This is a genomic window from Ochrobactrum sp. MYb379, assembly GCF_037479515.1.
GTDB lineage: Bacteria > Pseudomonadota > Alphaproteobacteria > Rhizobiales > Rhizobiaceae > Brucella.
In genome coordinates, this window is record NZ_JBBGYW010000011.1 from 1 (window position 1) to 21,824 (window position 21,824).

Consider the following 21,824-nt stretch of genomic DNA (forward strand, 5'->3'; position numbering starts at 1 on the left):
GCGGCGTTTTCTTTTGCTTGCACGGTCATAAAAATCTGCTATGCACGTTTTTACCGATTTATGCATGTTTGTGCATAGTAGTAGGAACGAGCGATGACAGAGCTATTATTGGACGAAAGGCAGGCGCGCATTCAGCAACTGCTTGAGCAGTCGGGGCGCGTATTGGCGACCGAGCTCGCTGAATCCTTTGGTGTTTCGGAAGATACAATCCGACGTGACCTTCGCGAGATGGCGGCGGCAGGTCTTTGCAAGCGTGTCTATGGCGGTGCTTTGAAGGCCGCTCCTTCCTACGCGCCACTTGCTGAACGTGATACGGAAAGACCAGAGGCCAAGACGACGCTTGCCGCTGCGCTGGCTGGTCTGATCGAGCCGAACATGACAGTGTTTCTCGATTCCTCCTCGACGAACTTAGCGCTTGCGCGTCTGCTCGTGGATCGCGGTGATGCGATCACGGTTGTCACCAACACGCCGTCGATTGCAGCAATCGTTCTGCAGTCCGACAAGATTGACGTCGTGATGATTGGCGGCCCTATTGATCGTCGCGTGAGTGCGGCGGTTGGTGCGCGTGCTTTGCGCGATGCGGAACTGGTGCGGCCTGATCTTTGTATGCTCGGAGTATGCGGCTTTTCTGCCGAAACAGGCATTACAGCACTTCATCTGGAAGATGCGGAATTCAAACGGGTTATTGCGGGCCGTAGTCGTAAGGTTGTGCTGGCAATCACCAGCGACAAGCTCGGCACCGTTGCTGCGCACGATGTCATACCCATAAAGGCGGTCAATGTTATGGCTGTCGAACACGATACAAAGGAAGATGTGCTTGCGCCTTATCGGGCATCAGGCATGACGATTATACACGCCTAGAGCATTTCTAGACTGAGTTTAATCAGAAGAAATGCTCTATCTATTTGTTTTTACGCACATCTTACTCCGAAAACCGGTTCCCCCGTTTCGGGATGTGCTTTAGAAAGTCGTGACTGAGGAAGCCATGGAACAGACTGCCGGACGAAATGATGCGCTCAATGATCGTGCGCCAATCGTAACCAGAGAGCGTATTGCGGTGGCACTGCTCTTTCTGATGAATGGATATATTTTTGGTGGCTGGGCACCAAAAATACCCGAATTTGCAGGGCGTCTCGGGCTTGATACCAGTGGCATGGGCCTGATGATCCTCGTCTTTGGTATTGGTTCGCTTTCGATGATGCCGGTGGCAGGCGCGCTGTCCGCACATCGCGGTTCTGGCGCCGTTGTGAAAATGTTTGCAATCGGTCTGGTCCCGGCTTTGCTCGTCATTGCGCTGGTGCCCAATATCGTCACAGCCGTGATTGTTATGTTCTATTTTGGTGGCATGATCGGCGCGATGGACGTTGCAATGAACGCGAATGCGGTTGGTGTTGAAAAACACATGCGTCGGGCAATCATGTCGTCCTGTCATGCATTCTGGAGCCTTGGCGGTCTGATTGGCGCCGCGACTGGTGGTTTTCTCATCGCGCATCTTGGCTCAACTATTCATGCGCTGATTGCAACTGTCGTTGCCGCAGGCGTGCTTGCCTTCGCTTGGCCTTCAATCATTGCCGATAAGCATTATCATCCAAGTGGTGAAAAGCAGAAGCTGACTTTACCACGCACCGCACTGCCATGGTTGGTGGGTATTATTGCTCTGTTCTCGATGATTCCAGAAGGCGCAATTCTCGATTGGGGCGCTTATTATCTGCGTGATGAACTGGGCGCGTCCGTGACCGTTGCTGGCTTTGGTTTTGCTGCCTTCTCCATGACCATGGCGATCATGCGCTTTGCTGGCGACGTTGTACGCGACCGTTTCGGTGCGATTAACACGCTGCGATTCTGTACGTCGATTGCGATTGTCGGTATGGTTATCGTCGGTATTTCAAGCCACCCTTATGCCGTGATCTTTGGCTTTGCTATCTGCGGTATCGGCATCTCTAACATGGTGCCGATTGCCTTCTCGATTGGCGGCAATATACCGGGCATCAACCCAAGTGTTGGCCTGTCGATTGCCACGACGATGGGCTATTCGGGGATGCTGGTTGCACCTTCGCTGATTGGTTTTGTTGCCAAGCATAGCGGCTTTAGCGTGGTGTTCTTGTCGCTGCCTGTTCTGTTGCTGGTCGTGCTGGCGTTTTCAGGACTGGCAAAATACGCGGATAGTTCGCACTAATTACTCTAATTATTCGGCGGTCCAGCCGCCCTCGACTGGCAGGGCGGCACCATTGATCTGCGCTGCGGCATCCGTTGCAAGGAAGGCCGCAAGCGCACCAATTTGAGCAGTGGTCACGAATTCCTTCGTCGGCTGTTTATCGAGCATGACTTCGCGGATGACTGTTTCGCGATCCATATTATGCGCTTTCATCTGATCGGGTATTTGTGCTTCGACAAGCGGGGTCAATACATAGCCGGGGCAAATGGCATTGGCCGTTATCTTTGCGGTTGCCAGTTCAAGCGCCAGTGTTTTTGTGAAGCCGACAATGCCATGTTTGGCTGCGACATAGGCCGACTTGAACGGTGATGCGACAAGACCATGCGCTGACGCGATGTTGATGATACGACCCCAGCCAGCTTTTTTCATATGTGGGATCGCTGCGGCTGAGGTGTGAAACGCCGATGTCAGGTTGATCGCAATAATCCGGTCCCATTGTTCGGTCGGAAATTCTTCGACGGGGGCGACATGCTGGATGCCAGCATTATTGACGATAATGTCTGCGCTGCCAAAGGCATCGACGCTTTTTGTAATCAACGCGCGGCAATCGTCGGGCTTTGACATATCAGCGGCAATATAGATCACGCTTACGCCATGTTCTTTGGCGATTGCTTGTGCCAGATCGTGGTCTTCGCTGCGGTCTGTGAAGGAGTTGATCACAACATTGTGCCCGGAACCGGCCAACGCATGGGCGATGCCAAGACCAATGCCCGAATTGGAACCCGTGACAATCGCGGTTTTGCGGGCCTTAGCATTTGCCATGTTTCATCTCCTCCTCTGGAATCATTGCATAATGAGGAGGCGACAAGCCGTCGGCAAGTGATTATATAACAAGAAAACGATGCAGGCAGGCGTTGACAATTGCGCCTTGCTACGCCACCTGAAAACAGGCCCGTACGAAGAGCGGTTCCCGACACGCGAATTATGTTTTGCGTCGGCAATTGCAGCAGGACAAAAGAACAGAGCACAATGTCTTCCGAGACCGTCAGCTATTTTTCGCATCCTTTTCCCCGTCGCCGATCCGTTGGCGTGAGTGTCGGTGGTGTTATCGTTGGCGGCAGCGAGCCTGTTGTTGTGCAGTCGATGACCAATACCGATACGGCGGATATTGATGGAACTGTTGCGCAGGTTGCAGCTTTGCATCGCGCGGGTTCCGAGATCGTGCGTATTACAGTGGATCGGGACGAATCGGCTGCGGCTGTGCCGAAGATTCGTGAGCGTCTTGAACGCCTCGGCATGAATGTTCCGCTGGTCGGCGATTTTCATTATATCGGTCACAAGCTTTTGGCCGATCATCCAGCCTGCGCGGAAGCGCTTGCGAAGTATCGCATCAATCCGGGCAATGTCGGTTTCAAGGACAAAAAAGACAAGCAGTTCGCTGACATCGTTGAAATGGCGATCCGTTATGACAAACCGGTGCGCATTGGCGTGAACTGGGGTTCGCTTGATCAGGAATTGCTGACCACGCTGATGGATCGCAATCAGGCGGAAGGTGCACCTTTGAGCGCGCAAGAAGTCATGCGCGAAGCCATTGTGCAGTCGGCGCTGATTTCGGCAAATCTTGCCGAAGAGATTGGTTTGAGCCGCGACAAGATCATCCTGTCGGCCAAAGTTAGTCAGGTGCAGGATCTGATTGCCGTTTATACGATGCTCGCTAACCGTTGCGATCATGCACTGCATCTGGGTCTCACCGAAGCCGGAATGGGCACCAAGGGCGTTGTCGCGTCATCCGCTGCTATGGGTATTCTGCTTCAGCAGGGCATTGGCGATACAATTCGCATTTCGCTCACACCAGAGCCGGGTGGCGATCGCACACGCGAAGTTCAGGTGTCGCAGGAATTGTTGCAGACCATGGGCTTTCGCCAGTTTATTCCAATTGTTGCAGCGTGTCCGGGTTGCGGACGCACGACGTCAACGGTGTTTCAGGAACTGGCGCAGAATATTCAGGACGATATTCGCCGCAGCATGCCAGTCTGGCGCGAGAAATATCCCGGTGTGGAAGGGCTCTCGGTCGCGGTTATGGGGTGCATCGTCAATGGTCCGGGCGAATCGAAACATGCCGATATTGGCATTTCGCTTCCCGGCACGGGCGAAACGCCATCCGCACCAGTCTTTGTCGATGGCAAGAAGGTGACGACGCTGCGCGGACCTGAGATTGCCGCTGATTTCCAGAAGATGGTTGCCGAATATATCGAGAACCGTTTCGGGCTTGGTCAGAAGGTTGCTTCCTAATCAGCCCGTAGTTAGCTCTGGCGTTCTGCGATGAAGCGCGCGGCCTGTTTGAGAATAGTTGCATCGTCGCCAAATGGCTCAAGAAGGCTTTCAGCCTGTTCAACAAGTCCTGAGAGTTGCTTGCGGGTCCAGTCGATGCCATGAAGCGACACGAGCGTGGCTTTGCCTGCGGCTGCATCTTTTCCAGTTGCTTTGCCCATTATGGCTGCATCAGCAGTCACGTCCAGAAGATCGTCTGCAAGCTGGAAGGCGAGGCCGATGGCTGAGCCAAACTCCGCCATGCGCTCGCGATCTTCACGTGACGCGCCTGCAATGATCGCACCCGCTTCACAGGCAAAGCGTATCAACGCACCGGTCTTCATTGCTTGCAGCGTGATAATGCCTGCTTCATCCGGTTTGTTATCTTCTGCCATCAGATCAAGTGCCTGACCACCTGCCATACCACCAATGCCCGATGCGCGCGCAAGCGCCGATACGAGTTCGATGCGGATACTGGCGGGCAGATCGGTCTCGTCTGAGGCGACGATATCGAAAGCATAGGTTAGCAGGCTATCGCCTGCGAGAATTGCTGCGGCTTCATCAAAAGCCTTATGCACGGTTGGCTGACCGCGTCGCATATCGTCATTGTCCATCGCAGGCAGATCATCATGCACAAGCGAATAGCAGTGAATACATTCCAGTGCCGCTGCCACGCGCAGTACAGAATCGCTGTGCTGGCCGAACATCGCGGCACTCTCAACAACAAGGAAGGGGCGCAGTCTTTTGCCGCCGTTCAATACGCCATGGCGCATAGCAGCAAGTAATCGCTCGGGGCGCGCCACTTCACCGGTACGTAAACGAAGATCCAGAAGCCCGACCAGCATTGTCTCGACTTCGAGAGCGTGCAGATGCAGGGATTGAGCAAAATCGACAGACACGTTTTCCATATCCAAGGGGATGGACGAAAGTGCAGATTTGGTCAACTGGGCACAACGATCAGCACAGGTTTTTTCATCAAGCGGTCATCAAACAGTTTGTTTCTTGTCAGAAGCTTTATGGAATCAGGTTCATTATTGTTAAGGAATAGTTTATGTCGCTTGATATGGAATAACGGGCGGTGGATGTGGCAAAAATCATTCTCAGGAGCAAAGATGGTCGCAATTACTTGGCTGATCCCGTTTGGGGTGGCAGGATTGCCCTTATGCTCAAGATTTTGCTCGGTCTCGCCATTGTTCCGCTTTTTCTGATTCTGCTCTATTCACTTCCCTTTGTGCGCCCGATTTCAACTTTGATGGTTAAGGACTACGTTCTCTTTCAAGGTGTTGATCGACAGTGGGTCAGTATCGACGATGTCGCACCTGTTCTGGTGAATTCGGTGATGATGGCCGAGGATGGACAGTTTTGCAGCCATGGCGGCGTGGACTGGCACCAGCTCAGTCTCGTGCTCGACAGCGATGGTGCGCCTAGTCGCGGTGCTTCGACCATTACCATGCAAACAGTGAAGAACCTTTTTCTCTGGAATGGTCGGTCTTACGTGCGAAAAGGACTGGAGTTTCCGCTGGCACTGGCTGCCGATGCCGTATTGTCAAAGCGACGTATTATGGAGATCTATCTCAATATTGCTGAGTGGGGTCCGGGTATCTACGGCATTGAAGCTGCGGCTCAGCATTATTTCAAACGACCCGCATCGCGGCTGAATGCACAGCAATCCGCGTTGCTCGCGGTGACGCTTCCCAATCCAACGCTTCGCAATCCAGCAAAGCCCACGCGCAACATGCAACGTATCTCGCGTATTGTTGCTGGACGCGCTTCACGCGCCGGACCTTACGTCGCTTGTGTTCAATAGCTGGAAAAAAGATAAGACTCCGCTGGTCAAATGCCGCGAGAGCGTGTATAGGCACGTGACTTTCCGGAATTTTGTCCGATGTGACAGGCTCCTCGGGGCCGTGCCGGACGTTTATTGATCGATCAGTGGAGCTGAATCCATGGCAGTACCTAAACGCAAAACGTCTCCGTCGAAGCGCGGCATGCGCCGTTCGGCAGACGCACTCAAGGCCCCGACTTACGTCGAGGACAAGAACTCGGGCGAACTTCGTCGTCCACATCATATCGACCTTAAGAGCGGTATGTATCGTGGCCGTCAGGTCCTCGAAGCTAAGGAATAGTCTTAGGCTGCTTTGCAGCTGAAAGGTGATTTTCAAAAACGCCGTTTCCGGTTTCCGGAAGCGGCGTTTTTTATTAATATTTTACAGCTGTCTGAATTCATATTTTTACCGTAAGGTAAAAAATCATAATTAAAACATGATTTTTGATACTATTTATAATTGTTATTTTAGATAATTTTAAAAAATGGGTTTATTCATGGACGGTATTTTTAATATACTGATACATAATGGAGATCTGTCATTAAATTCATCAATTTTCTTATTAGATGTATTTAAAAGTACAGATGTTAATGAAGGTGTATCTAAATTTATATCAGATACACCGTGTCAGGTGGGGAGTTCTGATAGCCTTACGCCCGCAGCAATTACGAGTTTCGCTGATAAAAACTTGAGATAGGATTACCCTTAGTGGGGATGCAAACGCCACATATCTTGAATGATACGTGGCGTTTATCACGCTAGCCAGCGTCAGCGACAAAATTGCTGGCTTCAATTCCCGAAACAGCGGCGATTTCATCATTATCCGAAGTGTCGCCGGAAATACCAACCGCACCGATTATTTCGTTGTTGGAACCCTTGATGAGAACGCCGCCCGGCACTGGTACGATTCTACCCCCGGAAACGTTGGACAGACCTTCAAGGAAATGCGGCCGTTCTTTTGCTTGATTGTTAAGCCAGCGTGATCCAGCGCCGACAGCGAGAGCGCCGAAAGCTTTTCCGGATGCGATTTCAAAACGCAGAATCGATGCACCGTCCTGTTTTTGAAAAGCCTTCAGATGACCGCCGGCATCAAAAACTGATACGGCCAATGGCTTTAGCTTCAGTTCAGTTGCCTTCGCAAAGGCGGCTGTGATGATGGCATTGGCTTTTTCTAGGGTGAGCGCGGACATAGTGATCTCCTTGGTTTCCGTCATCTCAACTTAACGCGTGTTGCGCGAGGCGTGTGGCTTTAACTGCGCGCTGAATGACGAAACAGATTATTGATTTGAGCAAAAATACTTCGCATCGCCGTATTCCACGGAACTTGCAAAGCGATGCGTTTTGGTCTTTCTCTGTCGGTAATTTTCAAGGAGGAAAGAATGACTGCATCACATGCCCAGAAAGCAATCGTTATCGCCAGTGCCGCGCGTACCGCTGTGGGGGCGTTTAATGGCGCCTTCGCTAATGTACCCGCACATGAACTCGGAGCCGTTGCAATCAAGGCAGCGCTTGAGCGCGCCGGTGTTGATGCAGCGGACGTTGATGAAGTTATTCTCGGGCAGGTGCTGACGGCAGGTGAGGGGCAGAACCCCGCCCGTCAGTCCGCTATGGCCGCTGGTTGTCCGGTTGAGGCGACCGCGTTTTCAATCAATCAGCTTTGCGGTTCCGGTCTGCGCGCCGTGGCGCTTGGCATGCAGCAGATTCTTTCGGGTGATGCGAAAATCATTGTGGCAGGTGGCCAGGAATCCATGTCGATGGCGCCGCATTGCGCGCATCTGCGCAGTGGCGTGAAGATGGGCGACTTTAAGATGATCGATACGATGATCAAGGACGGCCTGACCGATGCTTTCCACGGTTATCATATGGGTATCACCGCCGAAAACATCGCAACACAATGGCATCTCAGTCGTGATGAGCAAGACAGTTTCGCGCTTGCTTCGCAGAACAAGGCAGAGGCCGCGCAAAAGGCCGGGCGTTTCGATGATGAAATTGTTCCGTTTGCTGTGAAAAGCCGAAAAGGTGAAACCATTGTGTCTGCTGACGAATATATTCGTGCAGGGACGACCATTGAAGCGCTGGCCAAGCTGAAGCCTGCTTTTGATAAAGAAGGCACTGTAACGGCTGGCAACGCGTCCGGCATTAATGACGGTGCTGCGGCGGTTGTTCTGATGGAAGCGGATGAAGCTGCAAAGCGCGGTGTCGAGCCGCTTGCGCGGATTGTTTCCTGGGCAACAGCCGGTGTCGATCCATCGATCATGGGAACCGGACCAATTCCTGCTACGCGCAAAGCGCTCGAAAAGGCTGGCTGGACAGTTGCTGATCTTGATCTGGTCGAAGCGAATGAGGCCTTTGCCGCGCAATCCTGTGCTGTGGTGCGTGATCTAGGGATTAATCCAGAGATCGTCAATGTGAATGGCGGGGCGATCGCTATCGGTCATCCGATAGGCGCATCAGGTGCACGCGTGCTGACAACGCTTCTTTATGAGATGAAACGTCGTGGCGCAAAGCGCGGTCTTGCTACGCTTTGCATAGGTGGCGGCATGGGTGTGGCCATGTGCGTGGAACGGCCTTAAACAGCCTAAAAGTTAACGCCGATACGCGTTGGAACGAGAATAGGGCAGCCACTATGCGCTGCCCTATGGGGATTCCAGCGACAGAGCCACTACATATTGTGAGAACAAAAACAGAAAATCGATTGATCAGCGATTCGTCGCCGATTCGTTCTGGCTTTGAACTGAAGGTTAATGAAAAGACGCTTTTAACCGGCTTGAGTTGAGCTAAGGCTCGGAAAAAAATGATAATTTAGAAACTGGTGATTTAATCGCGTTCTGCGGATTTTGCCGATTAGACGCAAAGGTTAACAGAATCGCAGTTTCATACTCGAAAAGTCTCGCCCATTAATAATTGCGATTCAGCATATAGTAGCAAGATACGCGTAAGCATCTATATGTTGCCGTGAACAAAAGGCGAAGAACGCAGAGTCAGCGATTCGTCGCTGATTCGTTCCAGAGTCGTTCCATTCGTTAAAAGGCACATTCGTTAAGATGTTCGGGCATCTAAAACCCAGCGTGAATCATGTGTATTGAGGCGCAGTGCCATGGATAAGCCGTTTTGTTTTTTTGAGGGTGCATGAAGCAAGAGTTCCGGCTAGAACAGTCGCGGCTTTGACCGCGCCGGAATTGCTTTAAGAACATAGGTCTAAACTTAACAGGAGCGCTTTCGGCTCAAGTCATATAGTGCTATCGCATAGCTTTATGTATGGCATTTGTTCCGGGAATTCTACAATTGGCATGAACCAACTCCCTGCCCATGATCTGCCGCTAACCTTAAGCGGCCGCGGTGTGACTGCGGTGCTTGGGCCGACGAATACCGGCAAGACGCATCTCGCGATTGAGCGGATGTTGTCACATGGCAGTGGCATGATTGGTCTTCCGCTGCGCTTGCTTGCGCGCGAGGTTTACAATCGTGTGGTCGAGAGAGTGGGCGCGGCCAATGTTTCGCTGATCACCGGCGAAGAAAAAATAACGCCACCCAATTCGCGCTATTCTGTTTGCACTGTTGAGGCCATGCCGCGCCGAACGGATATGCCTTTTGTGGCTATCGATGAAGTGCAGCTCGCTGGCGATCTTGAACGCGGGCATATTTTTACGGATCGTATTTTGCATCTGCGCGGGCGGCAGGAAACGCTGTTGCTCGGCGCTGGCACCATGCGCGGTATTTTGGAAAAGCTGCTGCGTGGCATCACAGTGGTGACGCGTCCGCGTTTGTCACATCTAACTTATGCCGGTTCCAAGAAGATTATCCGTCTGCCAAACCGTTCGGCCATTGTCGCTTTTTCGAGTGACGAAGTTTATGCGATTGCTGAACTGATCCGCCGCCAGCGTGGTGGTGCGGCCGTGGTGATGGGTTCACTGAGCCCGCGTACCCGCAATGCGCAGGTCGAGCTTTATCAATCGGGTGATGTCGATTTTCTGGTTGCGACCGATGCCATTGGCATGGGGCTTAATCTCGATGTCGATCACGTCGCTTTTGCGCAGAACCGCAAGTTTGATGGTTATCAGTTCCGAGATCTGACACCTGCCGAGGTTGGGCAGATTGCTGGTCGCGCTGGTCGTCATTTGCGCGATGGCACTTTTGGTGTGACGGGTCAGGTTCAACCACTGGATGACGAATTGGTTGAGCGGGTCGAAGCCCATAGTTTTGATCCGGTAAAAGTTTTACAATGGCGAACGGGTCGTTTCGACTTTTCTTCGCTGAATGCCTTGCTCTATTCTTTGGATACACCAACGCCGGTCGTCGGTTTGACCAAAGCTCTGCCCGCTGTTGATCAGCAGGCTCTTGAAAATTTGTCGAAAGACGAAGACATTGTGCGGCTTGCAACGACGCCTGCGCGGATTGAACTTTTGTGGGATACCTGTGCGCTCCCAGATTATCGTAAGATTGCGCCGGCTCAACATGCCGATATCATAGCAACCATTTATCAGGATCTGGTCCGCCGAGGGAGCGTTGATGAAGATTATATGAGCGAACAGGTGCGCCGCGCCGATAGTACAGAGGGGGAAATCGACACTCTGTCTCATCGCGTCGCGCAAATCCGTACCTGGACTTTTGTGTCGCACAGGCCCGGTTGGCTTGCCGATCCGACACACTGGCAGGAAAAGACGCGCGAAATTGAGGACAGATTGTCCGACGCGCTGCATGAAAGGTTGACGAAACGCTTTGTAGACCGCAGGACAAGCGTGCTTATGAGGCGCCTGAGAGAGAATGCTATGCTAGAAGCAGAAATCAGCTCGACCGGAGACGTAAATGTCGAAGGCCATAATGTCGGGCAACTGGAAGGATTCCGTTTTACCGCTGACGTTCAGTCCGATGGACCGGATGCGAAGGCAGTAAAGACGGCTGCACAAAAGGCGCTTGCCGCCGAATTTGACCGTCGTGCGGAGCGTTTTGCTGCTGCTCCCAACGGTGATTTTGCGCTCGGTTCAGACGGTGTTCTGCGCTGGGTTGGTGCGACTGTCGCCACGCTTGTTGCGGGCGATGATGTGCTGAAGCCGCGCGCGGTCATTTTGGCTGATGAACAGCTGACTGGCCCAGCACGCGATAAGGTCGCGGCACGGATTGAACGTTTTGTCGCTCACCACATTGAAACCGTTCTGAAGCCTTTGACGGATCTCAATGCCGCTGATGCGCTGACCGGCATGACACGCGGTCTGGCTTTCCAGATCGTCGAAGGTCTTGGTGTTCTTCAGCGCCGCGATGTGAGCGAAGAAGTACGCGGCCTTGATCAGGATTCGCGCGCAGCGCTTCGTCGTCTTGGCGTGCGTTTTGGTGCCTATCATGTTTTTATGCCAATGCTGCTCAAGCCTGCTCCTGCTGGCCTGATCACACTGCTTTGGGCATTGAAGAACGAAGGTAAAGAACGCGCGGGCTACGGCGATGTCGTCAATGTGCTGGCCGCTGGCCGTACATCGGTTGTCGTTGATCCGGCTTTTGATCAGCAGTTCTATCGTCTTGCAGGCTATCGCGTGCTGGGCCGTCGTGCTGTTCGTATCGATATTCTGGAACGTTTGGCTGATCTCATCCGTCCAGCGCTCGCTTGGCGTCCGGGTACTGGCACGCGTGCGGAAGGCGCATTTGATGGCGGTCGCTTTATTGTGACGCCAGCGATGATGTCTATTCTGGGCGCGACTGCTGAGGACATGGAAGAGATTCTAAAAAGCCTCGGTTATCGTCAGGAAGCTATGGATGCGGCTGCCGTCACAGCAAAGCTAGCCGAGCTTGATGCATTTGCGGCTGCTGCTGCAATTGCTGCTAAAGTTGAGGTTGTTGAAGAAGAAACCGTCTTCAAAGCAGCTGTTCCAGCTTCTGCACCTGTTAGCGAAGTTAAGCCTGCTATTCCTGCCGCAGAGCCTGTTCCAGCGCCTGTTGCGGTCGAACCTGCTCAGGTTGTTGCGCAAGCAAAGCCAGTTTCAGAAGCGGTTGAAGCTCCAGCTGAAGAGCCAAAGCCAATTCTTCTTTGGCGTCAGGGTCGCTTTGAAGGTCGCACTCGCAATCAGGATCAGAACCAGAATCGTCAGCGCAACAATCGCCCACAGCAGGGTGAAGCGCGGAAATCGGATGCTGGTACTGAAGGTGGTGATGCGCAGGCTCCACGCGATAATCGTGGTGGTGCAAAGCGCTTTGACAAGAACCGTCGTAATGATGGTGAAGGTCAGGATCGTGGCCAGAACAAGCGTGAAGGCTTTAAAGGCAAGCCTCGCGATGGCAATCGCGATCATCGCCAGCCAAATCGTGACCCAAAACGTGATAATGTGAGCCCGCAGGCAAACAAGCGCGTCGAGCAGGAACGTCCGGTTCGTATTGACCCCGATTCGCCATTTGCCAAGCTTCTTGCTCTTAAGGAGCAGATGAAGAAGTAAAATGGTAACCGAAGCGATTGCAAGACAGCGCATTGATAAGTGGCTGTTCTTTGCACGCGTGGTTAAATCAAGATCGCTGGCGGCGAAACTCGCCGCTGGCGGTAAAGTCCGGGTTAATAGCGGAAAGATCGATCAGGCTGCCTATCAAGTAAAGATTGGCGATGTTCTGACTATCACGCTTGATCGGCATATTCTGGTCTACAAGGTTTTGGTTCCCGGAGAACGGCGTGGCCCAGCCCCCGAAGCGCAGCTTCTTTATGAAGATATGACGCCCAAACCAACGCAACAATCCAAAACTATCGAAGCGGTGAAGCCACAGCGCGAAAGCGGTGCGGGGCGACCGACAAAGAAAGAACGCCGGGAAACGGACCGTTTGCGCGGTCAATGATGCGGACGCAATGACGCAGTTTGATGCTCTTTGACGAATGAAATTGCGTGTTAAGCGTCTAAAACAAAAGCATTTTCTGAATTTTCACGCACAAAAGAAATGCCATTTCAGATGTTCGTGACATAGTGATATTGCGGCGTTTGGACCCTTGTCATGGCGAGATAAAGTCGTTACCTCACCGTTGGCGATTGCATAGGCATGAGCTGGCAAGCAAGCCACACGCCGTAGCACCATATGCGTGACACATATGACGTGACCGGAGCGAAAACATTCAGATGTTCGATCTGCGTGTTTAACTGCCAGTTCACTAGAGATAAGCCGTCTCTTCAAATGGAAGAGTGGCAACAGGAGTTGGACAATGACGTATGTCGTGACCGATAATTGCATTCGTTGCAAATATACGGACTGCGTCGAGGTTTGTCCTGTCGACTGTTTCTATGAAGGCGAGAATATGCTCGTCATCAATCCGGACGAGTGCATCGATTGCGGCGTCTGTGAGCCAGAATGTCCTGCTGAAGCCATCAGCCCTGATACTGAGCCGGGCCTCGACAAGTGGCTGGAGCTGAATGCCGAATATGCGGCGAAGTGGCCAAACCTGACCGCCAAAAAAGATGAGCTTCCTGAAGCGAAAGAAATGGACGGCGTGTCTGGCAAGCTGGAGCAGTTCTTCTCGGCTGAAGCCGGACCGGGCGATTGATCGTTCGCCAGAGCTTTTTTCGGTTAATTTTGATAAAAATAGTTGCCTCAAAAATGCGTTCTGAATCGTGGAACGCGACATATTTGGCAATTTGTTGATTCTTGCGCGAAATTGTGTTACCTTGCGTAAATAATTTCGGTGACTGGACGTCAACACGTGGCGCAAATGCGTTAATCTCTGAAAGGGCTAATCTTTTTTACTGGGCTGTATGGCACCGGGATGGATTATTGCGATTGCAGCAACCGTTCCTCACCAAACTCTCCCGGTGAATAAATTTGTGCCTGAGACGCGCTTCCAGTTCAAAACCGCAACGACTTCCGTACTTCTCCCAAGAAGTGCGGTCGAAATCATGTGTTAACCGGCGAGTTGTGCCGGGCACAACAGGGAGTATTAGAGCGTATGACATCCCAGCAGAAGAAGACGCCGGCTCGTCAAGGTTTCAAGACCGGTGAATCCATTGTTTACCCAGCTCACGGCGTTGGTCAAATCGTAGCCATCGAAGAGCAGGAAGTTGCCGGCCACAAGCTTGAGCTTTTTGTAATCGACTTTGAAAAAGACAAGATGCGCCTGAAAGTTCCAGTCGCTAAGGCTGTTACGATCGGTATGCGCAAGCTGTCGGAAACCGATTATGTCGAACGCGCATTGAAGGTCGTACAGGGCCGTGCACGCGTGAAGCGCACCATGTGGTCGCGCCGCGCACAGGAATATGATGCAAAGATCAATTCCGGCGACCTGATTATGATTTCTGAAGTTGTTCGTGATCTGCATCGCGCTGAAAATCAGCCAGAGCAGTCCTATTCGGAGCGTCAGCTTTATGAAGCAGCGCTTGACCGTATGGCTCGCGAAATCGCTGCCGTGAACAAGCTTTCTGATACAGAAGCTGTTCGTCTCATCGAAGCAAATCTTGCCAAGAGCCCGAAGCGTACCAAGGCTGATATTGAAGCCGAAGGCGATGCTGAAGGTGACGAAGTCGAAGCAGCATAATAAATCGCTGCATTTTTCTTTAAAAAGCCCGGTTCAGCCGGGCTTTTTATTTGCCGGAAAATAGTTTCTGGCCTTGCCCAACTGAACCTGAACTCTATTTTCTTGAGTATTCGAAGATTTATCGTGTTCCGTATGGAACCGCAGAGCTTTGTTCGCGTTGTAATCAGACCAGTTCGTAAACGGGTTTGTTTTGCGGCGTACCAATCTGGCCTCAAAGCAGGTCTGTCATAGGGTTTTTGAACGAATACAAGTTGTTCATTCAATTGTTCTTCGCAGAGCTGATTTATCTTTTGTCTTGCCCTTCAGAGTTCTTTTGAAGGCTTTGCACTAAGAACAGGAGAACCAGATGAGCATGTTGTCGATAAGCAGTTCCTCCCCAGTTCCGACCCAAGCTTCAGCCTCAGTTCCTTCGGTGCGGTTGCCTAAGGCATCGCGCAGCATGGTGCCTGCACCGTCTTCCTCCCCACAATCGATGATCCGCAACGCGATGTCAGCGCCATACCTTGAGCGTGAAGAAGAGCGTTCGCTGGCAATAGCCTGGAAAGAAAATAAGGATCAGGAAGCCCTGCATCGCATTACCGCATCGCATATGCGGTTGGTCATTTCGATGGCGGGACGTTTCCGCAAGTTCAAACTGCCGATGAGTGATCTCATTCAGGAAGGCTATGTGGGTCTTCTTGAAGCAGCGGCTCGCTTTGATCCTGAGCGTGAGGTTCGTTTCTCGACTTATGCCTCATGGTGGATCCGCGCTTCGATGCAGGATTACATTTTGCGTAACTGGTCGATCGTTCGCGGTGGCACCAGCTCGGCACAAAAGTCGCTGTTCTTTAACCTTCGCCGCCTGCGCTCGAAGCTTGCGCAAGAAGATGAAACACTGACGAAGGCAGAAATCTATCGCCAGATTTCATCCCAGCTCGGCGTTTCGGCGAGCGATGTTGAAGTTATGGATAGCAGGCTCTCCGGCTCTGACAGTTCGCTTTCAGCGTCGATGAGCAATGACGAATCTGGCACGTCCACGCGCATGGACTTTCTTGTCGATGATCATCCTTTGCAGGATGAGGTAGTGGAAGGCACAATCGATACCGAACGTCGTGTCGGCTGGCTTCATACAGCGCTTCATGCGCTCAATGAACGCGAGTTGCATATCATTCGCGAGCGTCGTCTTGATGATGATGGCGTAACGTTGGAAGCGCTTGGCGAAAAGCTTGGCATTTCAAAAGAGCGTGTCAGGCAGATCGAAAGCAGGGCAATGGAAAAGCTCAAGATCGCATTGCTGGATCAGCACGAAATGGCGGCTTATCAGGCCTGATATTTAGTCCTGACTGCCTTTTAATCGGGCTGACCAGTCTTCGACTTTACGGTTTTCAAGGCGGCGGAGGGCATAGCGCTTCCAGCCGTCGGCGAGATGGGCGATATCGGCCATCTGCGCTAGTTCGTCATAATTGAGCATATCGACATAAAGCAGATGCCAGAGACGGTGTAAGGTCCATTGCGGCGATAGACGCTCGATGAGCGTCATTGAATCGTTCTGAGCAACGACGCCTTCTTCCAAAACACGATAATACCAGCCGGTGCGTCCTGTCTTCTGAACACGGACGGCCATATCTGCGACATTGAAACGTGCGTTGAGCTTCCAGCACGGCTGTCGGCCTTGAGAAACTTCAATGATTGCCGTGCCTATGCGAAAGCGATCACCCACGGCAACGTTATGCTCAGTAAGCCCATTGGTGGAAATATTCTCACCAAAGGCACCCGCATTGTTCAGCTGCTGATTTTCGCCCACATCGTTCAGCCAGTCCGCATAATGATCGCGGGGATAGTGATGGACGGCCTTTTCAGGTCCGCCATGCACTTTTCTGTCGCCTTGCTCATCACATTCCAATCCGTCGCGTAGAAGGCGCACAGGGCCAAAAACTGGCTTTTTATCAATGCCGCTTGGCGCTTGCCGCTCTCCTAAGGGGGCGATCTTACCAGCGAGCAATGATTCGACGATCACTTCCATTGAGACTTACTCGCTGATGAGCTTGACGCGGTCGCCGACAGATACAGTGGCACCGGCTGGCATGGCATTGAGCAGGCGGAAGAGTTCAAGTTTGCGCGTGGTGCCTTGCATGCGTGCGGACAAGCTTGCCATCGTGTCACCCGGCTTCACAGCGACCACACGAATGCGCAATGGCTTGATCGCTTCCTGTTCAGCGGGTGAAAGCAGGCGGAACGACTGCGTCACGGTTTGTGATGCAGGCATCAAAGCATTGCTGGCTTTTGGCGCTGCCGTGAGGAAGCGATAAACCTTGTTATTAGCGGCTATAACCACAATGTCGAACTGCCAGCGGTCTGCGCTTGCTCGAGCGGTTGCAGCGGGCAGGCCGTTGATGGTGATTGGACGGATCGAACTTTCGTCCAGGCCTGTTACCCAACCCGATTTGATGTAATCGGTAAGGTTTGAGCCTGAAGGCAGCGATGCGCCATCGAAGCGAATGGCCACTTCGCCGGGGCCGCTTGCCATGACGGCTGTCGCTGAATTGTCGATGGTGAAACCAGCGGGAGCGGTAAAGGTCACACCAAGCTTTGGATGAATAAATGTCTGCTCGCGGACATAGCCTTCGCTAGGAGAGTCGCCATAAAGCAGCCCATCAATACCATTGAGGAAAGAATCGCGATCCGTGGTGCCAACGCCTGGTGCACCAATGCGGCGCGCATGGCCGAGTGCCAGTTGAATGCGTTGCGGCGTTGCAGGGTGGCTTGCAAGGAAGTCGAGGCTTGCATCGGTCGCACCTGATACCGAACGGAAATCCGTATAGGCTTCCATCGATTGCAGGAAGCGTGCGGAAGCAAACGGGTCATAACCCGCTTCTCCGATCATCTTGATGCCAATTGCATCTGCTTGCAGTTCCTGATTGCGTGAGAACTGCGCAAGACGCAGCTTGCCGCGAATATCTGCTTCACGGCTTGCGCTCTCATTGTGCAGCACTTCGGTTGCAACGCGTCCGGCGATTGCCGTCTCAGCTTCTTTTTCCTGACGCAGAATACCGTGATTGGCGACCACATGGCCCATTTCGTGTGCGATGACGGCTGCAACTTCTGACGAGTCGTTGGCGAGCGCCAGCAGACCACGCGTCACGTAAAGAAATCCACCTGGCAGTGCGAAAGCATTGATATTCGGGCTATCAAGAATCGTGATGCGATAGGTTTGATCCGGCTTGTCAGAAACGGTTGTGAGGTTACCCACAATCTTCGCGACCATGCGCTCGAGCTTCGCGTCCTTATACTCGCCGCCATAGGTGGCAAGAATACGCGGATGCTGCTGTGCGCCGATCTGCGCAAGGCGGTCGTTTCGCGTCACGTTTTCAACAGTTACCGGATTGGAAGACGGCTGAAGGCCAAGATCCTTGCTTGAATTGATCGACTGACAGCCCGAAATCAGGGCAACAGAAAGCAAGCCAAAGGCGATGGCTGGTTTCCGCCAATTGTGCTGTGCCCATTCTGGCAGGGAAAGGGGGAGACACAGGGAGGCCCGAAGACGGGTCGTATGACGGAACAGTATTTTACCCTCGCAATTGAATCAGTACCGATCACTCTGGCACAAATCTAGCTACTGACTGAAGCACCTACAAGAAGTAGTTCGGTCATCAAAGCCGTTGTTCAAGGCGAATGCGAACAAAATATGTCCGCGACGGTAACTCTATTTGAGTTGGAAAGACTGATCGCCGATATAGCGCTTCAAAGCGTCCGGTCCAGATGATGAAAGCAAATCACTTGCCGGTCCCTGCGCGGTAATGTGACCATTTTCTAAAAATAGCAGCAAAGCATTCAGATAAAGCGCGTCTTCTGGCGTGTGCGTGACCATGAGTACGGTCATGGCATTTTCCTGATGCAGTTCTCGTACCAGATCGAGCATCTGATGTCGTAGAGCAGGTCCGAGGGAGGCAAAAGCTTCATCGAGTAGCAGGACTGGGCGTTGGCGCACGAGTGCTCGTGCAATCGCCACCCGCTGGCGTTCGCCGCCGGAAAGTGCTTCGGGTTTGCGCTGTTCTTTGCCGGTTAAGCCCACGCGCTGCAATGCTGTGGTGACTGCGGCGCGATCCTGTTGCGTAAGCTTGAGATTGGGCGAACGTCCGAGGCCAACATTTTGTTCAACGGTCAAGTGAGCAAAGAGATTGTTTTCCTGAAACACCATTGATACGGGACGGGCAGCAGGCGGCAGGCCGGTGACCTCGACATTACCAATGCTGATCTCGCCCGATTGCGGCGCTTCAAAACCGGCAATGAGGTTAAGCAGGGTAGATTTCCCCGAACCGCTGGGGCCGACAATAGCCACAATCACGCCGCCCGGTATGGGCGCGTCGAAATACATGGTGGTTTCGCCATAGCTGAAATGCACATCGCGAAGCCTGATGTCGGCTGTAACAGTCATGAAAGCGGCGTTTCCTTTCGCGATGCTGTGCGGTCTGCAAGCATCATCAGGCAAAGACATAAGATTCCGAGGATAAGCGCAAGGCCTGCCGCGTCGAAAGTGCGATAGCTGCCCATGCGCTGAAACAGCAGATAGGGCAGTGTTAGAAGCGCATCGCTGCCAAAGAGCGCAATTGTACCGAGGTCACCCAGCGACAATGCCATGGCGAAAGCAAAGGCCATGCCGAAAGGCTTGCGGATGGATGGCCAGTCGATCAGCCGCAAGCGGTTGAGGCCGGTGATACCAAGCTGTGCGCAGAGCTTGTTGTGACGCGCAGCCGATGTGTCCCACGCCGGGCGCAAGAGGCGCACAGCGAATGGCATAGCCATGGCTGCATTAACCGTCACCACCATGAATGGTGCCATAGTAAATGGGTCAGTGAAGTTTCTGAGCAGAATGAACCAGCCTGCGCCAAGCACAATAGGCGGCATCACCAGAATGAGGCTTGAGCCCGTATCGAATAGACTCGAAAGCCGTGCACTTCGTGTTGCCTCGCGGGCGATGACAAGTGAAAGTGAGAGAATGACGGACAGAAGGGCTGCGGAAAAGCCGAGAGTTATGCTGGTGCTGATGGCCCGCCAGACGGTCCGTTCGCTTAATAAACGAATGAGATCGGCAGCAAGCCCGGAAATAACAACGCCAGTAACCGGCAAGGCCACATAGAGAAAGCCTAGGGCGATGGCTGTGATATTGAAGATGCGTTCAGGTGCAGTGGGCTTGCCATAACGTCTTGCGGTGTTTGTAAGTGTCAAACCTTCTTCTGATGGACGTCCGGTCAGCCGCAAAGCAAGCAGTATTGCGAGCGTAAGCCCGAGTTGTGCCAGTGTAAGCGCAACAGCCCGTGCCGGATCGAAATCGAAGTGCAGGCTCTGGTAGATCGCGACTTCCAGCGTTGTTGCACGTGGTCCACCACCGAGCGTCAGAACAGTGGTAAAGCTTGTCACGCAGAGCATGAAGATGAGGCCGATTATGCCTGGGAGATTGCGGCGGATGACTGGCCATTCAATCAGGCGGAAGCGCGCAGCGTTTCCCATGCCAAGTTGTGCGGAGAGTTTCCAGTAATCAGCAGGGATCGATTCATAAGCTGCCAGAATGAGCCGCACTGCCAAAGGCATGTTGAAAAACACATGCGCGATCAAAATGCCTGTTAAGCCGTAAATGTCGGGCGAGACCGGATAGCCCGCCGATTGCGACAGCTGTGCGATGAAGCCGTTGCGTCCGTAAATGCCGGTGATGCCAAGCACTGTCACAAGTGCTGGCAGTGCAAGCGGCAGCGCAAAAAGGCGAAGAAACAAGCTGCGTCCCGGAAAGCTCGTTTCCGAATAAAGTGCACGCGCCACAGGAATAGCGAACAGCACCGACAAAAGAGCGGATGCTGCCGCTTGCAGGACGGTAAACCGCGCAACGCGCAGCAGGTAAGCATCGAAATAAACGTCGGTATTAAAGCCGCTCGCCTCAAATGCCAAAGCTATCAAAGAGCCGCCGACCAGAACCGCTAAAAAGCCAAGCGCCAGTACGCCTGCGAGTTGCTTCATCGCAGGCATATTTCTGGCAAGTTTGTTGGTCGGCGATGTTATCATTTGCTGGAAGCAGCCAACCATTCATCAACCCATGCTTTGCGGTTTTTCGCAACGTCATTGGCTGGGATCAGCAGTGTCTTTTCAGGTTTCGGCAATTTGTCGAAAGCCGGAGCAAGCGGTGCGGACGTTTTACCCGCTGGATACATCCAGTTGGTTTCGGGGATTACGTCCTGAAAGCCGGGTCCGGTCATGAAAGCCAGAAATTTTTGCGCAAGTGGGTTCTTCGCACCGGTCGTGGTCTGGGCTGCAAGCTCGATTTGAAGGTAGTTTCCTTCAGGAAAGGCCAGCGCTTTGTAACGCTCGGTGTTTTCCGCAATCATGTGATAGGCAGGCGAGGTCGTGTAAGAAAGCACCATCGGCGCTTCGCCCTTTGTGAAGAGGCCGTAGGCTTCTGACCAACCCGGCGTGACCGTGAGAATGCGCTTTTGCAGCTTTGCCCATGCTTCACCCGCCTGATCGCCATAGACCGACTTGACCCAGAGCAGGATGCCAAGCCCCGGTGTCGATGTGCGCGGATCCTGAATGACAATCTTTTGTGATGGGTCGCCTTCGACCAGCTCTTTCAGGCTTTGCGGTGGGTTTGGCAGCTTTTCTGAATCATAAACGACAGCGAAATAGCCGTAATCATAAGGCACGAAAACATCGTCCTTAAACTCGCCTGGTACTTTCACATTCGCAAGATCGATACCGCTTGGCGCGAAATAGCCGGTGGCGCGTGCTTCCGTCGTCAAATTGGTATCGAGGCCAAGCACGATGTCGGCTTTGGTATTGCCGCCTTCAAGCTTGAGGCGGTTGAGAAGGGCAACGCCATCCGCCGATGCCACCCATTCCAACTCGCAATCACACTCTTTTTCAAACTTCTCTTTCACTTTGGGACCGGGGCCCCATTCGGAAACAAAACTGTCGTAGGTATAAATGGTGAGTTTATCTTTAGCCTGCGCTGAGAAAGCGAAAGCCGCAGTGAATGACAAGGTCAGCAGAGATAAAAGCCGCATAACGGCATTCCTTTCTT

At 52.7% G+C, this 21,824-nt stretch carries 19 protein-coding genes; 11 read left to right on the top strand and 8 right to left on the bottom strand.

Annotated elements, in window-relative coordinates; translation table 11 throughout:
- Window positions 1–93: 93 nt before the first annotated feature.
- Both WH356_RS17495 and WH356_RS17500 read left to right on the top strand, forming a co-directional pair.
- Window positions 94–861, top strand: a complete 768-nt coding sequence (locus tag WH356_RS17495) for a DeoR/GlpR family DNA-binding transcription regulator (protein WP_339513093.1) — start codon at window positions 94–96, stop codon at window positions 859–861.
- A 124-nt stretch (window positions 862–985) separates the two neighbouring features.
- Window positions 986–2,176 (top strand): MFS transporter, encoded by a 1,191-nt coding sequence (locus tag WH356_RS17500; protein ID WP_339513096.1) that lies wholly within the window; start codon window positions 986–988, stop codon window positions 2,174–2,176.
- A 9-nt stretch (window positions 2,177–2,185) separates the two neighbouring features.
- On the opposite strand, the gene WH356_RS17505 is transcribed toward WH356_RS17500, so the two are convergent.
- Window positions 2,186–2,977 (bottom strand): 3-hydroxybutyrate dehydrogenase, encoded by a 792-nt coding sequence (locus WH356_RS17505; RefSeq protein ID WP_339513097.1) that lies wholly within the window; start codon window positions 2,975–2,977, stop codon window positions 2,186–2,188.
- Window positions 2,978–3,184: 207 nt separating this feature from the next.
- On the opposite strand from WH356_RS17505, the gene ispG reads away from it, so the two are divergent.
- Complete coding sequence (gene ispG / locus WH356_RS17510) at window positions 3,185–4,447, top strand: flavodoxin-dependent (E)-4-hydroxy-3-methylbut-2-enyl-diphosphate synthase (protein WP_339513099.1); 1,263 nt, start codon at window positions 3,185–3,187, stop codon at window positions 4,445–4,447.
- Window positions 4,448–4,458: 11 nt separating this feature from the next.
- Here the strand turns inward: ispG and WH356_RS17515 are convergent, their stop codons facing one another.
- On the bottom strand, window positions 4,459–5,373 hold the full coding sequence (locus WH356_RS17515) for a polyprenyl synthetase family protein (RefSeq protein WP_339513307.1): 915 nt from the start codon (window positions 5,371–5,373) through the stop codon (window positions 4,459–4,461).
- A 176-nt stretch (window positions 5,374–5,549) separates the two neighbouring features.
- Here WH356_RS17515 and mtgA point away from each other — a divergent pair, with 176 nt between their 5' ends.
- Window positions 5,550–6,272, top strand: coding sequence for a monofunctional biosynthetic peptidoglycan transglycosylase (gene mtgA, locus WH356_RS17520; protein ID WP_339513101.1), 723 nt, complete (start codon window positions 5,550–5,552; stop codon window positions 6,270–6,272).
- A 139-nt stretch (window positions 6,273–6,411) separates the two neighbouring features.
- On the top strand, window positions 6,412–6,591 hold the full coding sequence (gene rpmF, locus WH356_RS17525; RefSeq protein WP_006467787.1) for a 50S ribosomal protein L32: 180 nt from the start codon (window positions 6,412–6,414) through the stop codon (window positions 6,589–6,591).
- A gap of 458 nt (window positions 6,592–7,049) precedes the next feature.
- Here the strand turns inward: rpmF and WH356_RS17530 are convergent, their stop codons facing one another.
- Window positions 7,050–7,481, bottom strand: a complete 432-nt coding sequence (locus WH356_RS17530) for a GlcG/HbpS family heme-binding protein (RefSeq protein WP_339513103.1) — start codon at window positions 7,479–7,481, stop codon at window positions 7,050–7,052.
- Window positions 7,482–7,670: 189 nt separating this feature from the next.
- Here WH356_RS17530 and WH356_RS17535 point away from each other — a divergent pair, with 189 nt between their 5' ends.
- The 6 genes from WH356_RS17535 (at window position 7,671) to WH356_RS17560 (ending at window position 16,088) form a co-directional block, all read left to right on the top strand.
- A complete protein-coding gene (locus tag WH356_RS17535; protein WP_339513105.1) occupies window positions 7,671–8,864 on the top strand; it encodes an acetyl-CoA C-acetyltransferase in 1,194 nt (397 codons plus the stop codon).
- 717 nt (window positions 8,865–9,581) lie between these two features.
- Window positions 9,582–12,710 (top strand): helicase-related protein, encoded by a 3,129-nt coding sequence (locus WH356_RS17540; protein ID WP_339513107.1) that lies wholly within the window; start codon window positions 9,582–9,584, stop codon window positions 12,708–12,710.
- Window position 12,711: 1 nt separating this feature from the next.
- Window positions 12,712–13,098: an RNA-binding S4 domain-containing protein gene (locus tag WH356_RS17545; protein ID WP_339513109.1), complete on the top strand. Its 387-nt coding sequence runs from the start codon at window positions 12,712–12,714 to the stop codon at window positions 13,096–13,098.
- A 358-nt stretch (window positions 13,099–13,456) separates the two neighbouring features.
- Window positions 13,457–13,795: a ferredoxin FdxA gene (gene fdxA / locus WH356_RS17550; RefSeq protein ID WP_339513111.1), complete on the top strand. Its 339-nt coding sequence runs from the start codon at window positions 13,457–13,459 to the stop codon at window positions 13,793–13,795.
- A 399-nt stretch (window positions 13,796–14,194) separates the two neighbouring features.
- A complete protein-coding gene (locus tag WH356_RS17555) occupies window positions 14,195–14,779 on the top strand; it encodes a CarD family transcriptional regulator (protein WP_339513113.1) in 585 nt (194 codons plus the stop codon).
- 439 nt (window positions 14,780–15,218) lie between these two features.
- Window positions 15,219–16,088, top strand: coding sequence for an RNA polymerase factor sigma-32 (locus WH356_RS17560; protein WP_339513309.1), 870 nt, complete (start codon window positions 15,219–15,221; stop codon window positions 16,086–16,088).
- Window positions 16,089–16,091: 3 nt separating this feature from the next.
- Here WH356_RS17560 and WH356_RS17565 read toward each other — a convergent pair whose 3' ends face one another.
- The 5 genes from WH356_RS17565 to thiB form a co-directional block, all read right to left on the bottom strand.
- The gene (locus tag WH356_RS17565; protein WP_339513115.1) at window positions 16,092–16,781 is read right to left on the bottom strand and encodes an MOSC domain-containing protein; all 690 of its coding nucleotides are present in this window, start codon (window positions 16,779–16,781) and stop codon (window positions 16,092–16,094) included.
- Between the two features lie 6 nt (window positions 16,782–16,787).
- Complete coding sequence (gene cdlP, locus WH356_RS17570; RefSeq protein WP_339513311.1) at window positions 16,788–18,269, bottom strand: cell division protease CdlP; 1,482 nt, start codon at window positions 18,267–18,269, stop codon at window positions 16,788–16,790.
- 192 nt (window positions 18,270–18,461) lie between these two features.
- A complete protein-coding gene (gene thiQ, locus WH356_RS17575) occupies window positions 18,462–19,193 on the bottom strand; it encodes a thiamine ABC transporter ATP-binding protein (protein WP_339513117.1) in 732 nt (243 codons plus the stop codon).
- A complete protein-coding gene (gene thiP / locus WH356_RS17580; RefSeq protein ID WP_339513119.1) occupies window positions 19,190–20,833 on the bottom strand; it encodes a thiamine/thiamine pyrophosphate ABC transporter permease ThiP in 1,644 nt (547 codons plus the stop codon). The genes thiQ and thiP overlap by 4 nt, the downstream gene beginning before the upstream one ends.
- Window positions 20,809–21,807: a thiamine ABC transporter substrate binding subunit gene (thiB, locus tag WH356_RS17585; protein ID WP_339513121.1), complete on the bottom strand. Its 999-nt coding sequence runs from the start codon at window positions 21,805–21,807 to the stop codon at window positions 20,809–20,811. The genes thiP and thiB overlap by 25 nt, the downstream gene beginning before the upstream one ends.
- Window positions 21,808–21,824 lie beyond the last annotated feature (17 nt).

What these genes read in the sequence shown, in the direction of transcription:
- WH356_RS17565 (WP_339513115.1), bottom strand. Translation starts at nt 16,781, where the DNA reads ATGGAAGTGATCGTCGAATCATTGCTCGCTGGTAAGATCGCCCCCTTA.
- WH356_RS17540 (WP_339513107.1), top strand. Translation starts at nt 9,582, where the DNA reads ATGAACCAACTCCCTGCCCATGATCTGCCGCTAACCTTAAGCGGCCGC.
- WH356_RS17515 (WP_339513307.1), bottom strand. Translation starts at nt 5,373, where the DNA reads ATGGAAAACGTGTCTGTCGATTTTGCTCAATCCCTGCATCTGCACGCT.
- WH356_RS17545 (WP_339513109.1), top strand. Translation starts at nt 12,712, where the DNA reads ATGGTAACCGAAGCGATTGCAAGACAGCGCATTGATAAGTGGCTGTTC.
- thiQ (WP_339513117.1), bottom strand. Translation starts at nt 19,193, where the DNA reads ATGACTGTTACAGCCGACATCAGGCTTCGCGATGTGCATTTCAGCTAT.
- ispG (WP_339513099.1), top strand. Translation starts at nt 3,185, where the DNA reads ATGTCTTCCGAGACCGTCAGCTATTTTTCGCATCCTTTTCCCCGTCGC.
- rpmF (WP_006467787.1), top strand. Translation starts at nt 6,412, where the DNA reads ATGGCAGTACCTAAACGCAAAACGTCTCCGTCGAAGCGCGGCATGCGC.
- WH356_RS17505 (WP_339513097.1), bottom strand. Translation starts at nt 2,977, where the DNA reads ATGGCAAATGCTAAGGCCCGCAAAACCGCGATTGTCACGGGTTCCAAT.
- WH356_RS17495 (WP_339513093.1), top strand. Translation starts at nt 94, where the DNA reads ATGACAGAGCTATTATTGGACGAAAGGCAGGCGCGCATTCAGCAACTG.
- WH356_RS17555 (WP_339513113.1), top strand. Translation starts at nt 14,195, where the DNA reads ATGACATCCCAGCAGAAGAAGACGCCGGCTCGTCAAGGTTTCAAGACC.
- thiP (WP_339513119.1), bottom strand. Translation starts at nt 20,833, where the DNA reads ATGGTTGGCTGCTTCCAGCAAATGATAACATCGCCGACCAACAAACTT.
- WH356_RS17500 (WP_339513096.1), top strand. Translation starts at nt 986, where the DNA reads ATGGAACAGACTGCCGGACGAAATGATGCGCTCAATGATCGTGCGCCA.
- fdxA (WP_339513111.1), top strand. Translation starts at nt 13,457, where the DNA reads ATGACGTATGTCGTGACCGATAATTGCATTCGTTGCAAATATACGGAC.
- WH356_RS17530 (WP_339513103.1), bottom strand. Translation starts at nt 7,481, where the DNA reads ATGTCCGCGCTCACCCTAGAAAAAGCCAATGCCATCATCACAGCCGCC.
- WH356_RS17560 (WP_339513309.1), top strand. Translation starts at nt 15,219, where the DNA reads ATGGTGCCTGCACCGTCTTCCTCCCCACAATCGATGATCCGCAACGCG.
- thiB (WP_339513121.1), bottom strand. Translation starts at nt 21,807, where the DNA reads ATGCGGCTTTTATCTCTGCTGACCTTGTCATTCACTGCGGCTTTCGCT.
- WH356_RS17535 (WP_339513105.1), top strand. Translation starts at nt 7,671, where the DNA reads ATGACTGCATCACATGCCCAGAAAGCAATCGTTATCGCCAGTGCCGCG.